Source organism: Mycobacteriales bacterium (assembly GCA_035690485.1).
In the GTDB taxonomy this organism is placed as follows: Bacteria; Actinomycetota; Actinomycetes; order JAFAQI01; family DASSKL01; genus DASSKL01.
Genome location: DASSKL010000090.1, coordinates 1 through 13,422 on the forward strand (window position 1 = coordinate 1; position 13,422 = coordinate 13,422).

Annotated in this window: 13 protein-coding genes and 1 tRNA gene; 4 read left to right on the plus strand and 10 right to left on the minus strand. The window is 74.1% G+C overall.

All coding sequences use genetic code 11. From position 1 onward, the window contains the following. A partial coding sequence (locus VFJ21_13295) for a hypothetical protein (protein ID HET7408093.1) occupies nucleotides 1-255 on the minus strand: 255 nt, incomplete at its 3' end. Between the two features lie 212 nt (nucleotides 256-467). Next, nucleotides 468-541 (minus strand) — tRNA-Met (locus VFJ21_13300). Nucleotides 542-625: 84 nt separating this feature from the next. On the opposite strand from VFJ21_13300, the gene VFJ21_13305 reads away from it, so the two are divergent. Both VFJ21_13305 and VFJ21_13310 read left to right on the plus strand, forming a co-directional pair. Then, on the plus strand, nucleotides 626-1,591 hold the full coding sequence (locus VFJ21_13305) for a nucleoside hydrolase (protein ID HET7408094.1): 966 nt from the start codon (nucleotides 626-628) through the stop codon (nucleotides 1,589-1,591). A gap of 10 nt (nucleotides 1,592-1,601) precedes the next feature. After that, a complete protein-coding gene (locus VFJ21_13310) occupies nucleotides 1,602-1,802 on the plus strand; it encodes a zinc ribbon domain-containing protein (GenBank protein ID HET7408095.1) in 201 nt (66 codons plus the stop codon). Between the two features lie 36 nt (nucleotides 1,803-1,838). Here VFJ21_13310 and VFJ21_13315 read toward each other — a convergent pair whose 3' ends face one another. From VFJ21_13315 to VFJ21_13340, 6 genes are all read right to left on the minus strand, one after another. Then, entirely contained in the window at nucleotides 1,839-3,101 is a 1,263-nt protein-coding gene (locus tag VFJ21_13315; protein ID HET7408096.1) for an MFS transporter, read from the minus strand. Between the two features lie 130 nt (nucleotides 3,102-3,231). Beyond that, nucleotides 3,232-4,740, minus strand: coding sequence for a hydantoinase B/oxoprolinase family protein (locus tag VFJ21_13320; GenBank protein HET7408097.1), 1,509 nt, complete (start codon nucleotides 4,738-4,740; stop codon nucleotides 3,232-3,234). Further along, nucleotides 4,737-6,713 carry a hydantoinase/oxoprolinase family protein gene (locus VFJ21_13325; protein ID HET7408098.1) on the minus strand — a complete coding sequence of 659 codons (1,977 nt, stop codon included), beginning with the start codon at nucleotides 6,711-6,713 and terminating at the stop codon, nucleotides 4,737-4,739. Before VFJ21_13325 ends, VFJ21_13320 begins: the two co-directional genes overlap by 4 nt. Further along, entirely contained in the window at nucleotides 6,710-9,475 is a 2,766-nt protein-coding gene (locus VFJ21_13330; GenBank protein HET7408099.1) for an ATP-binding protein, read from the minus strand. Before VFJ21_13330 ends, VFJ21_13325 begins: the two co-directional genes overlap by 4 nt. 63 nt (nucleotides 9,476-9,538) lie before the next feature. Then, on the minus strand, nucleotides 9,539-10,591 hold the full coding sequence (locus VFJ21_13335; protein HET7408100.1) for a PDZ domain-containing protein: 1,053 nt from the start codon (nucleotides 10,589-10,591) through the stop codon (nucleotides 9,539-9,541). A gap of 62 nt (nucleotides 10,592-10,653) precedes the next feature. Continuing rightward, nucleotides 10,654-11,043 carry a hypothetical protein gene (locus VFJ21_13340; GenBank protein ID HET7408101.1) on the minus strand — a complete coding sequence of 130 codons (390 nt, stop codon included), beginning with the start codon at nucleotides 11,041-11,043 and terminating at the stop codon, nucleotides 10,654-10,656. Between the two features lie 218 nt (nucleotides 11,044-11,261). Here VFJ21_13340 and VFJ21_13345 point away from each other — a divergent pair, with 218 nt between their 5' ends. After that, complete coding sequence (locus VFJ21_13345; protein HET7408102.1) at nucleotides 11,262-12,482, plus strand: RNA polymerase sigma factor; 1,221 nt, start codon at nucleotides 11,262-11,264, stop codon at nucleotides 12,480-12,482. Continuing rightward, a complete protein-coding gene (locus tag VFJ21_13350; protein HET7408103.1) occupies nucleotides 12,479-12,679 on the plus strand; it encodes a hypothetical protein in 201 nt (66 codons plus the stop codon). The genes VFJ21_13345 and VFJ21_13350 overlap by 4 nt, the downstream gene beginning before the upstream one ends. Before the next feature lie 39 nt (nucleotides 12,680-12,718). On the opposite strand, the gene VFJ21_13355 is transcribed toward VFJ21_13350, so the two are convergent. Then, entirely contained in the window at nucleotides 12,719-12,922 is a 204-nt protein-coding gene (locus tag VFJ21_13355; protein HET7408104.1) for a hypothetical protein, read from the minus strand. A gap of 55 nt (nucleotides 12,923-12,977) precedes the next feature. Then, complete coding sequence (locus VFJ21_13360; GenBank protein ID HET7408105.1) at nucleotides 12,978-13,400, minus strand: molybdenum cofactor biosynthesis protein MoaE; 423 nt, start codon at nucleotides 13,398-13,400, stop codon at nucleotides 12,978-12,980. Between the last annotated feature and the right edge of the window lie 22 nt (nucleotides 13,401-13,422).

Consider the following 13,422-nt stretch of genomic DNA (forward strand, 5'->3'; position numbering starts at 1 on the left):
TCGGGTCAACACGATGACGCTGTCCAGGCCTGGGACCGGCAGCCTGATGACGACTGCGGGCCGCTTCTCCTTCGGGTCGTTCCCGCTCACAACGGCGGAGTCGATCCGATACAGCCCGCCGAGGCGTGGGTGAGTCAAGGCATTCAGCCTGGGCCTCCCCTCGACGCCGGTCAGTCGCAGCAGACGCGGAACCACGGCGCCACCGTTCAGGGCCGCCGCGGCCCACTCGACGACCGCGGGCTGTCGGGTGGTCACTATCCAAAGCCACCGAGCCAGACTGCCAAGTGCCGGTGCGGCGCGCCCTGGCTCTCCCGAATCGATCTCGTTGCCGCTCGATGCCCGCCAGCTCCACACGCGCTCCACGGCCCGCGCTCATGCGGCAGCAGTTTCTGGAACCAGTCTGGAATGATCTTGAAAGCAGGAAGGCCATGATCGGTGATCATGGCCCTGACCTGCGGTTTCACTAGTAGCGGGGGCAGGATTTGAACCTGCGACCTCTGGGTTATGAGCCCAGCGAGCTACCGAGCTGCTCCACCCCGCGTCGGTGTCACCACTATAGGTCAGCCCCGCCGCCCGCGCCAAAAGCCGGTAGGAACCCGACCGTCGGGATGATAGATCGGCGAGCATGAGGCTTCATCTCGACACCGACCTCGGATCCGACCCGGACGACGCGTGCGCCCTCGCGATGCTGCTGGGCACGCCCGACGTCGAGCTGGTCGGCATCACGACCACGATCGACCCGGGCGGCATCCGCGCCGGCATGGTGCGCGAGGTGCTAGCCGTCGCGAAGGGCCACGAGGCGCGAGCCGTCGCGAGGGACCGCGACGTGCCGATCGCAGCCGGCGCCGAGGTGACCCTGACCAGCCGTACGACGCCCGGCGACATCCCGACCGGCGACCGCTGGTGGCCGCGCCCCATCACGCCGCGACCGAGCCCGCCCGGCGCGGCTCTCGACCTGCTCGCCGCATCCCTCGAGTCGGGAGCCACGGTCGTCGCCATCGGCCCCTACACCAACCTGGCGCTGCTCGAGACCCTGCGCCCGGGGTCGCTGAGCCAAGGCCCGATCGTCCTGATGGGCGGCTGGGTCGGCGGCCGGTTGCCCGAGGGCTTCCCCGCGTGGGAGGCCGACCGCGACTGGAACGTCCAGTGCGATCCCTACGCGGCGCGGGTGGTCTTCGACGCAGCCACCGACCTGACCCTGGTCACCATCGCCGCCACGATCCGGGTGCCGGTTTGCGCAAGCGACCTGCCGCGACTCGAAGCGGCCGGCGCGCTGGGCGAGCTGCTCGCCCGCCAGGCGCGAGCCCAGGGTGAGGCGCACTACGCGGGCGTGGGCCGGCGCTACTCGCGGCTGCCCGACGACCTGCTCAACTTCCACCACGACCCGCTCGCGTGCGCGGTCGCCGCCGGCTGGGACGGCGCCGACGCCGGCGTACGCCGTCTGGTCCCGGTCGAAGAACGCGGCGTCCTGCGGTTCGCGGAGGACCCGGCCGGGCGACCGGTCAAGGTCGTCGACGAGGTCGACGGCGACGCGTTCCGGGAGCACTGGTTTCGTTGCATCGAGCGAGCAGCAGCGCACCCGCAGCCCTAGACTGGACGGCGTGCCTGCGTACGACTACCGCTGCCGCGAGTGCGCCACGGTCTTCACCGTCGAGCGCTCCATGAGTGCCGTCGCGACGGCGGAGCGCTGCCCGCAGGGCCACGACGACGTCGCCCGCGTCTGGTCCGCCGTCTCGGTCGGTGGTCGGGCGAGCGCCCCGGCTCCGGCCGGTGGCTGCTGCGGCGGCGGCTGCTGCGGCTGACCGGATCCAGCGCGAGGCGGGCAGCAACCGAGGCCGTCAGTCGACGCCGCTCGCGCGTGTGGCCGGGTCCAGGCCCACGGACAGCAGCGCGTCCTTCGGCGCCGCCCCGACCTGCCGCGGCAGCAGCAACGTCATCGCCACCGCGACCAGCGACACCGCCACCACCACGACGATGAAGATGTCGCTGGCACGTTGCAGCCCGATGTGCCCGGCCAACGTGCCCACGCCGATCACCGGCAGCGACAGCGCGATGTAGCCCACGATGTTGTAGGCGCTGACCACCTCGGCCCGCCGCCGCGGCGGCGCCACATCGTTGAGCAGCTGCAGGCTTCCCATGAACGCGATACCGCTTCCCGATCCGGCGAGCACCGTCCCGCCCACGAACAGCCCGATGCTCGACGCCGACAGGCTCCACCCCACGAGCACCATGCCGACGCACAGGCCGAGCGCGCCGAGCACCATCGTCCGCCGGCTCGGCCACAACCGCAGCCAGATCTGCGCCAGCCCGCCGATGCCCGCGTTGACGAACAGCACGAGCCCGGCGACCGCGTGGTTGCTCACGTGCAGCAGGTCGCGGTCGATCGACGGGCTGAGCGAGCCGTAGAGCGCACCCACCGCCCACGCCACCGCCAGCATCAGCGCCGCCGCCGCAAACGGGTGCCGGATCGACCGCGGCACCGACGGCCGCTGCAACCGCCAGGCGAACGACTCCACCGCGACGACCGTCTCCGGCACCACCCGGCGCAGCAGCAGCCAGCCGGCTGCGATCAGCGCGAGCTCGAACAGGAACGGCAGCACCCGCGGCAGCGGCGCGTACTCCGCCAGGATCCCGACGATCAGCGGCCCGCCGGCAGCCCCAGCGATGAACGACAGCGTGTTGAGGAACGACGCCCGCCGCCGGTCGCCGTTCGGCTCCAGCTCGACGAGAGCGGCGGTCGCCGCCGCCGTCAGCGTCCCGGTCGCCAGCCCCTGCACCGCGCGTGCCACCAGCAGCCAGCCGGTGTCCGCGGCCGACGCGAAGAGCACGGCGCTCACCGCGAGCATCACCAGCGACGGCAGCATGATCCGGCGTCGGCCCAGCTCGTCGGACAGCCGGCCGAACGCGACCAGCGCGACGATCACCCCGAGGGCGTACGCCGCGAAGATCCAGGTCAACGTCGCGGCGGAGTAGCCGAACCGCTGCTGCCAGATGACGTAGAGCGGGGACGGCGCGTTGCTGGCCAGCGTCGTCGTGAACATGACGAACGCGACGACGGCAACCGGCGACAACCTCGCGGCGCGCGCCGCCGAGCCCGTCACCGCATCCCCTGCCGTCGAACTTGACACCCGCGTCAAGTCTCGCACGGCCTCAGCCGCGCGGCGAATGGATCAGCGCCGCAGCCGGCGCCCGCACCTAGTAGGGCGGCCGCACCTAATAGAGAGGAAGGGATCAGCCCGGCGAGCCCCAGCCGCCACCGCCCGGCGTGACAACGGTCACGATGTCGCCGGCCGCCAGCTGCCGGCGCACCTTCGGCGCCAGCTCCTCCTCGTTGAGCAGGTTGCGGCCCAACGCACCCGGCGCACCGCCGGCGGCTCCCGTCGGCGGGTGCCGACGCCGGTCGGTCAGCAGGCTGACCGAGGCCTCCTCGAGCACGCGCACCGCCCGCACCACGCCGTCGCCGCCGCGATGCGCCCCGGCGCCGCCGGAGCCGTCGACCAGCTCGTAGCGCTCGACCCGCACCGGGTACTCCAGCTCCAGCGCCTCCACCGGCGTGTTCAGCGTGTTGGTCATCCCGACGTGCACGCCCGACGGGCCGTCGCCGCGTGCCGACGCTCCCTGGCCACCGGCGATCGTCTCGTAGTAGGTCCAGCCCGCGCCGCCGATGACGAGGTTGTTCATCGTCCCCTGCCCGGCTGCGGGCACGTCGGCCACCGAGGACAGTGCGGCCAGCACCGCGTCGGCGATCCGCTGGCTGGTCTCGACGTTGCCCGCGACCACCGCGTGCGGCGGCCGGGCGTTGACGAGAGAACCTTCCGGCGCGGTGACGCGCAACGGCACATAGGTCCCGGCGTTGGCCGGCACGTCCTCGGGCAGCAGCACCCGCAACGCGAAGTAGCAGGCCGAGCGGGTCACCGCCAGCGGGCAGTTGACGTTGCCGGCCACCGCGGCCGCGGTGCCGGTGAAGTCGACGTGCATCTCGTCGCCATCGACGGTGACCGCGACGACGATCGGGATGTCGACGTCGACGACACCGTCGCCCTCGAGCTCGGTGCGCGCCTCGTAGCGGCCGTCGGGCAGCGCCCGCAGCGCCTCACGGCTGCGCCGCTCCGCGTAGGCCAGCACGTCGGAAAACCCTTGCAACACGACGGAAAGCCCGCGTCGCGCCGCCAGCTCCGCAACCCGCCGGGCACCCAGCAGGTTCGCCGCCGCCTGCGCGCGGAAGTCACCGCGCCGCAGCCGCGGCGTGCGCGAGTTGGCGCAGACCAGGTCGAGCACGTCGTCGGTCAGCCGCACGGCCGGGATGACCAGCCCCTCCTGCCAGAGGTCCTGCGAGTCGGCCGGCATCGACCCCGGCGCCATCCCGCCGACGTCGGAGTGGTGCGCCCGCGTCACGGCGTATCCGACGATCTCGCCGTCGACCGCGACCGGCGAGACCATCGTGATGTCGGGCAGGTGGGTGCCCCCGGCGTACGGGTCGTTGAGCACCCACACGTCGTCGGGCCGCGGGCCACGCGCCATCACCGCGGCCACCGACTCCGGCATCGCGCCGAGGTGCACCGGGATGTGCTCGGCCTGTGCCACCAGCCGCCCGGCCACGTCGAACAGCGCCGCCGAGCAGTCGCGCCGCTCCTTGATGTTGGAGGAGTAGGCGCTGCGCACGAGCACCGTGCCCATCTCGTCGGCGATGCCGGCCAGCGCGCTGCGCAGCACCGACAAGGTGATCGGGTCGAGGCTCACGGCTGCCGCTCCAGGACCAGCGTGCCGACCTCGTCGACCCGGCCGGCCCAGCCCGGCAGCACCAGGCAGGTCGCCTCGGCCAGCTCGACGATCGCCGGACCGCGTACGACGGACCCGCGACCCATCCGCCCGCGGTCGAGCACCACCGCGTCGACCTCCCCGCCGGCGAGCAGGACCGTGCGCCGGCCGGTGACCGCATCGTCGACCGGCGCGCGCTCGGCGAGCGTCGGCACCGCGCCGGCTCGGGTGGCGACCAGCCGGACGTTGACGACCTGCACCGGCTCGTCGTCGATGCGGTGGCCGTAGCGCTGCTCGTGCAGCGCGTGAAACGCCTCGACCAGACCGGCCGGCTCGTCACCCGGCACGGTCAGCTCGAACGACTGCCCGGCGTAGCGCAGGTCCGCGAAGCGTTGCAGCGCCGGCGCTTCGAGGTCGGCGAGCGCCCGCTCCTCCAGCGCCGCGAAGGCGGCCGGCAGGCCGGCGTCGCCGACGACCGGCTGCACGTAGTCGCGGCGTACGTCGGAGATCGCCAGCCCCAGTGCCGAGAGCACCCCGGCCGCGCGCGGCAGCAGCACCGTGCGGCAGCCGAGCGCGTCGGCGAGCGCGCAGGCGTGCAGCCCGCCGGCGCCGCCGAACGCGGCCAGCGCGAACTCCCGCGGGTCGAGCCCGCGCTCGACGCTGATAACCCGCAGCGCCCGGACCATCTCCTCGTCCGCGACCTGCACGACCCCGAGAGCGGCCTGCCGCGCGTCGAGGCCGAGCCGCCGCCCGAGTCCCGCCATCGCTGCCTCGGCCAGGTCACGGCGCAGGGTCAGCCCACCACCGAGCCGCGCGCCGTCGGGCAGCGCGCCGAGCACCAGGTCGGCGTCGGTCACGGTGGGATCAGTGCCGCCGAGGCCGTACGCCGCAGGCCCGGGTTCCGCACCGGCGGAGCGCGGCCCGACCCGCAGGGCGCCGCCGTCGTCGACCCAGGCGATCGACCCGCCGCCGGCGCTGACCGTGTGCACGTCGACCATCGGCAGCCGCAGCGGCACGCCGGCCACCACCGCGTCGGTGGTGGTCTGCACCTGTCCGTCGACGACGGCGGCGACGTCGGTGCTGGTGCCGCCCATGTCGAAGGTCAGCACGTCGCGGAAGCCCGAGCGGGACGCGACGTGCGCCGCACCGACGACCCCGCCGGCAGGTCCCGACAGCACGAACCGCGCCGGGCCGGCCGCTGCCGTCCCCGCATCCACGACGCCGCCGGAGGACTGCATCACCAACGGCGCCGGCAGGCCGGCCTCGGCCGCCCGCGCGACGAGCCGTTGCAGGTAGGCGCCGAGCCGCGGCCGCAGGTAGGCGTCGGCCGTCGTCGTCGACGTCCGCTCGTACTCGCGGAACTCCGGCAGCACCTCGCACGACAGCGACACCGGCACGTCGGGCAGCCGCTGGCGCAACGCGGCCGCGACCGACCGCTCGTGCGCCGGGTGCAGGAAGCCGAACAGCAGGCAGACCGCCACCGCCTCGACCCCGGCGGCCGCGACCGCCTCCACCGCCGACGCGAGACCGGCCGGATCCAGCGGCTCGATCACGCCGGCCGCCCCCATCCGCTCGCGCACGGTGAAGCGCAGGTCACGCGGCACCAGCGGCGGCGGCCGGTGCCGCGTCAGGTCGTAGAGCGACGCGCGGTTCTGCCGGCCGATCTCGATGACGTCACGGAAGCCCTCGGTCGTGACCAGCGCGGTGCGCCCGCCGCGCCGCTCGAGCAGCGCGTTGGTCGCGACGGTCGTCCCGTGCGCGAACACGGCGACGTCGTGAGCGGCGAGGCCGGTCGCCTGCCAGCCGGCGACCACGCCGGCCGACTGGTCGCGCGGCGTCGACGGGACCTTCGCGGTGAGCACCGCGCCGTCGGGGCGGACGACGACCACGTCGGTGAACGTGCCGCCGACGTCGACACCGAGCCGCAGTCCCGACCGTCCTGGCGTCGAGATCACCGGCCGCGGCGGACGACCGGCCGGCCCGCCGTACGCCGGCGCGGCACGTCCGCCACCGCGGGCAGGTCGAGACCGAACTCCGCACCCCGGCCGGGCGAGGAGGAGGCGACGAACGGAAGCCGGAAGTCCTCGGCCAGCCGGCGGACGAACGACAGGCCGAGGCCCAGACCGCCGACCCGGCGGGTGGCCGAGCCGTCGGCCTGCGAGAAGTCTCCGACGAGCGTCGGCAGCAGCGACGGGTCGACACCGGGTCCGGCGTCGCGCACCGACAGCCGCACCCGGCCCGACGGAGTCAGCCCGGCGGCCAGCGTGACCGGCCCGGTCGTGTACTTCACCGCGTTGTCGGCGAGCTCGGCCAGCGCCTTGCCCACCCACACCTCGTCGATGTCGACCTGCGGCAGCCGGGCGGCCACCCGGCGGCGGAACTCCCGCTCCGGCCAGCGCGCCCGCCAGTCGTCGAGCAGCGAGTCGACGTAGCCGCCGACGGCGACCGGGTGCCGCGACGGCTGGACCCGACCGGCCTCCAGCGCGGCGACGTCGACGAGCAGGTCGACCACGCGACCCATCCGGGTGCTCGAGTCGACGATCGTGGCGGCGTACTCCTCGACCTTCGCGTCGGGCAGCTGCGGCCGCTTGCGCAGGATCTCCGCGTAGCCGCGGATCGGCGTCAGGGGCGTGCGCAGCTCGTGGCTGACGTTGGACAGGAACTCCGTCTTCATCCGCTCGACCTCGCGCTCGCGGGTCATGTCGCGCAGCAGCACGACCGCCCCGTGCCGCTCGCCGCGCGCGTCGACCAGCGGCGCGGTGGCCGCCCGCACCGGGACGGTCGACGCGTCGGATCGGCGCAGCAGCACGTCGCGCTCGCCGGGCTCCCCGCCGACCGCGAGCGGTCGCGCCCCGTCGGGCCCGACAACGCACGCGACCTCGGCGAGCGACTTCCCGACGGCACCCGCCGCGTCGGCGCCGAGCAGCTGGGCCGCCGCCGGGTTGACGCTCGTCACCGTGCCGTCGTCGGCCGTCGTGACGAGCCCGTCGTTCATCGAGCCGACCACGGTCTCCAGCCGGGCGCGCAGCGCGGCCTCCTGGTCGGCCACGTCGCGCAGCTCGTCGGTCATGACCCGCAGCGAGACCGTCATGTTGTCGAACGCCCGGGCCAGCGACCCGACCTCGTCGCGCCCGCTCACCCCGCTCTGCGCAGACAGGTCGCCCCGGCGCACCCGTCGGGCCGCGTCGGTGAGGCGCAGGACCGGGTCGACCGTACGCCGCGCCAGCACGAGCCCCAACAGGCCCGTGACCACCAGGACACCCAGCGCAGTAAGGAAGAGCTGGCTCAACGCGCTGCGCTGAGGGGCGAGCGCCTTCGTCGCCGGTTCGGAGATGGCGAGCGTCGCGACCTGCAGGTCGTCGTTGTCGGCGGCGGTCAGCGGCACGAACCGCACGGCCGGCGCGTGCCCCTCCGCACCGATGCCGACACCCGCGTCGGGCAGCTGCCCGTGCAGCACGCCGGCGGACTCGGCGGCCTTCAGCACCCGGCCGCGCTCGCCGCTCGAGAGGCTGGAGGCCAGCACGTCGCCGTCGGCGATCAGTGTGACGCCGGCGGCGGCGAGCTGTGCCTGCGTGCGCAGGAACGTGTCGTCGAGCACCGTGCCGTAGACGGCGACGAAGTCGGGCGGCCCCGAGGCGACCGCGCCGGCCGAGCGGAAGCCGCCGGCCACGCCGACGACCGCGGCGACAGGACGCTGGCCGGGCAGGATCGTGAGCGCGCCACCCTCCGGCGTCTGGCCCTTGGCCGCCGCCTGCACGAGCGGTTCGGCGGCGAGCTGCTGCAGCGCCGCGTCGGACAGGTCCCCCGCCAGCCGCGACGGCCCGACCGTCCGATCGACCACCGCGGCGAAGTACCGGGGATAGAAGGCATAGGTGCGCAGCAGGTTGTCGCACTGCGCCGACTGCACCGCCGACTGGCTCACGCAGGCGGCGGCGACCCGGGCGACCAGCGACACCTGGCGCGCGATCGCCTGCTGGATCTGGTCGGCCTCGCCCGCGGCGACGTTGCGCAGCTGGTCGTCCTGCTGGGCACTGGCCTTGTTGGCTACGCCGTTGCCGACGACGCCGACCGACGCGACCGCCATGACCACGACGCCGGCGAGGATCGCCCCGACGACCCGGGCCAGCATCGACATGCGGGCCAGGGCCAGCACGGCGGCACAGGCCGCGAGCCCGGACAGCGCGCGGATGGCCAGCACCGCCAGTGCGGCCGGGTCGTCGTGCGACGCCCAGATCGCCGGCACGGCCGCGATGCCCGCCGTCGCGGCGGCGATCGCGACCAGCAGGCCCAACAACCCGTCGCGCCGGCGCGCGGCGAAGGCGGCCGCGGCCGCGGCGGCGAGCCCGGCCACGCCCGCGGCCACCGAGGGCGCGACCGGCGCCCCGAGCGGCACGACGACGCCCGCGACGGAACCTGCCGACAGCGCGACCGCATGCGCGGGCATCCGCGGGGCCTGCATGGCGCCCCCGAACAGCCCGCCCGCGACGAGGATCAGGCCGCCGGCGCGCAGCAGCGCCAGGATCGCCGACGACGCCTCACCGAACAGCAGCGCGGTCGCCGCGTCGGCGGCCGCCAGGGCCAGGCAGCCGGCGACGAACGCGGGCGTCCCGGGCCGGCGCAGCCGCGGGAAGGTGCTCGCCCCCGCGACCCCCAGCCAGCCGGCGACCGAGAGCAGCTGGACCACGCCCAGCAGCGCGAACGGGACGGCCGGCTCCACGTTGTGGAGCGTAAGGGTGAAGGCCGCGGATCAGGGCAGACCGCGCGCGAGCCGACATCGCCGTCAGCAGTGCGGCACGCGGTCCGGATGCGTCCCGAGGTCCTCCAAGGCCTGCACCGCGCCGGCCAGCGTCGTGATCCTCACCAGCCGCACCCCGTCGGGTGCCGTGCTGCGCGCCCCGGCGCAGTCGCCGGCCGGGACCAGGAACACCTTGGCCCCGGCGCGCGCCGCCGCGACGACCTTCTGCTGCACGCCGCCGATCGGCCCGACGTTGCCGTCGGTGTCGATCGTGCCGGTGCCGGCCACGAACCGGCCTCCGGTGAGCGACCCCGGTGTCAGCTTGTCGATCAGCCCGAGGGCGAACATCGTGCCCGCGCTCGGCCCGCCGACGTCCTGCAGGCGGATGTCGACGCTGAAGGGGAAGTCGTGCTTCACGACCGGCGCGAAGCCGACGACCGTACGCCGCTGCGCCCCGGTCCCCGCGACCGTCGTCGTCACCGCCTGCTGCAGCGTCTTGCCGTCACGCTTGATCGTGAGCTTCAGGACGTCACCGGGCTGGTGACCCGTGATGATCGTCCGCAGCTGCTTCTCCGAGGTGATCGGCTGCCCGTCGATGCTCTCGATGACGTCGCCGGTCTTGAGCACCTCGGCGGCCGGGGCGCTCTTCGTGATCTCACCGACCGCGACGACGGTCTTGACCGGGATGTGCAGGTAGGTGAGCGCCGCGGTCACGGCGTTCTCCTGCGACTGCTGCATCTCCTGGGCGTTCTCCTGCTGCACCTGGTCGACGTTCTCCCCCGGCGGGAAGATCAGCTGCTCGGGCACGACGGCGGTGTCGCGGTCGAACCAGTCGGCCAGGGCGGAGAACAGCGTCGGCTGGTGCCTGGGGTCGCCGACGACCGACACCGTGGTCAGCGCGAGCGTCCCCTCGGTGGGGTAGGTCGGATGGCCCTTGACCACGATCAGCGGCTGGTCGGTGCCGGGCTCGTTGCCGAGAGTGTTGGTGATCGGTCCGGGTTGCAGGGCGACATAGGGCACCGGCAGCACGCTGCCGACGACGCCGAGGATCACCAGCGCCGTCGCCGCCACGATCAAGGTCAGCGCGCGCCGGGACACGCCACGAGGCTAATGCCCGGAGTGCGGACCTCGACGACCTCGCCGCGCCGAGGCGGCAGAGGTCAGGACGCGAAGAACGCCAGGCCGCGCCGGCCGTTGCTCGAGTGCTCCTCGCGAGCGGCCGGCACCATCTCCTCGACCGGCTCGTCGGCAGCGACCTCGGCGACGGGCTCCTCCGCCGCATCCGCGACCGGCCCGGCCGGCTCGTCGGCCACCGGCACGGCGACCGGCACGGCGGCCTCCGCGGGGGCCGCGCCGACCTCGACGCGGTAGTAGGGCCGGAACGCCAGCGGGACCTCCGCCAGCGCGTAGGCCGAGACCTCGCTGACGCCCTCGACGTTGCGCAGGTGCTCGACGAAGCGGACCGCCTCGTCGAGTGACGGCAGCCGCCGGAAGGCCGGCCCGCCGTCCGCACCCGGGAAGAACACGACGTGCTCGCTGCGGTTGTCCATGACGAGACCCTCCAGTGCGCGTGCGGTGCCTGTGCGTGCTCCCCTGGTAGTCGGCATCGCGAAATCCCCGATTGAGCGAGGGGCGCTACGACCGTGATGCGCCCGAATGAACTTCGGACACCCGAGGGCAAAACGCGCAACCTCCCGTGACCTCTGGAGCGGCGGGTCGTTTGATGAGGCGCTGAACTCCACCCCGCGCAATCGGAGAGCCCACCCCGATGACACCTGCCGCCACGGCGACCGAGGCTGCGGTCCTCCTCGACGAGCCGGCCGTCGACGAGCGCGCTCTCGTCGATGACGTCACCGTCGATGCACCGCCGCGGCTGGTCCTGGTCCCCGACACCGAGGACGAGCCGGCCGGGTTCGACTTCGAGCTGGCCCTGCAGGACGCATCGGTGCGCATGCGCCGCTACGCCGTACGCCGCCTCTACCACGACGCCGACGCCGACGAGATCGTCCAGGAGGCGATGCTCCGCGCGCTGCAGCACCGCTCGCGGTTCGCGTCCGCCGACGACCTGCACGCCTGGCTGACCGTCGTCACCGGGCACCTGGTCATCGACCGGATCCGCCTGCGGGGCAAGGCGACCCCGGTCGCCGAGCTGCCGAGCGGCAGCCGCGTGGCCCGCGACACTGCCGACGTCGTCGTCGCCCGGCAGGAGGCGCGGGTCGCGCTCGACGCGCTCGAGGCCATGCCGACCCGCCAGGCGGCGGTGCTGTGGGCCCGCGAAGTGGAGGGCCTCGACTACGCCGCCATCGGCACCCGCTACGCGCTGTCCGAGGCCTCGGTCCGCTCGCTGCTGCACCGGGCCCGCAAGACGTTGCGCCGGGAGTACGCCGCCCGCGGCGGCACCCTGCCCGCCGGTGGTCTGGTCGTCCTGGCGCCGTGGCTGCACCCGCTGCGCGCGCTGACCAGACTGCGCAACTCGGCTCGCCGGTTGGCCGGGCCGGCCGCATCGGTCGCGGTGATCGCCGCCGCGGGGCTGGTCCCGGCGCTGTCGCAGCACGCGCGGGCGCCCCAGCCGGTTCCCGCCGTACGCCTGCCGCTCGCCGCGGCCGAGGCGCCGGCGGCGCAGCCGGCCACCACTGCGGCGACGTCGCCCGCCGCGACCCCGGCCGCAGCGACCCCCACGCAGCCGTCGGCGGCCGGTCCGATGATCGGCCTGCCCGTGAAGCTGGAGTCGGTGCACGCCTGCTCGTCGGTCTCCGCGACCGTCGTCGGCGTCAACTGCCTGTCGACGCAGGACCAGCCCCGCATCTACGTCGGCCCCTCGCTACCCGGCAACCCGACCGGCGTCCAAGGGCTCGCCATCGAACACAGCTCGCTCAACTGTCAGCTAGTCCCCGCCACACTGCTCACGAAGTGCACCCAGGACGGCAGCGCCCCAGCCAGCCAGCAGGGCATCCTCCCGGTGCTCTCGACCCGCGGAGAGTCCCGATGAACCGTCGCATCAGCCGTCGCGCGGCCTTGCTGCTCACGACCGGCGCCATCCTCGCCGGCGGTGCCGCAACCGCCGCCGCCGCCAACGCCGTCACCGTGCCCGGCGTGCCGGGCCTGCCCGGTGGTCAGCAGCAGACCTGCGTCGTGCTGCTCGGCAGCGGCAACTCGGTCGTCGACCGGGTCTGCGTCGCCTACTGAGCTTCGGCCGGCGAGCCGGCCCCGCGGTGTGACGGTCGCCTAGTGGTGCGCCGACTCCTCCATGCCGGCGCGTCGCTGCGCCGGTGGCCGGGGGGCGGCGCCCATCGCGAGGCGGAACTTCTCGTAGGCCGCGACGCTCTCGCTCGCGTCCTGCGGGCCACGGGGTCGCGCCGACCAGTGCGCCCACGCCGTCGCCAGCAGGACCGCGAGCAGCGGGATCCCGAGCCAGGCGACGTTCGACACGCTGTGCACTCTAGTCCCGCTGAGCCCCCCGGCGCGACGTCCGAGGGAGTGGCGTTCAGGGGGTGCCGACCCACTCCTGCGTGCCGTCCGCGAACAGCTGGTGCTTCCAGATCGGCACGCCCGACTTGAGGTCGTCGATCAGCCGCCGCGCGGCCTCGAACGCCTCCCCACGGTGCGGGCACGACGCCCCGACGATGACCGCGATGTCGCCGACGACGAGGTCGCCGGTGCGGTGCACGGCGGCCAGGCGTACGACGGGGAAATCGGCCGCCACCTTCTCCGCGATCGCCCGCAGCTCCGCCGTCGCGGTGGGGTGCGCGCTGTAGCCGAGCTGCTCGACGCCCTTGCCCTCGTCGACGTCGCGGACCGTCCCGATGAAGATGACGGCACCGCCGGCGGCCGGGTGCGCGACCGCCTGCCAGACCTCGTCGAGCGATAGCGGCTCGTCGCGGATGTCGAGCAGCGTGATCGCCTCCACCTGGGCGACCCTACGACGGCTA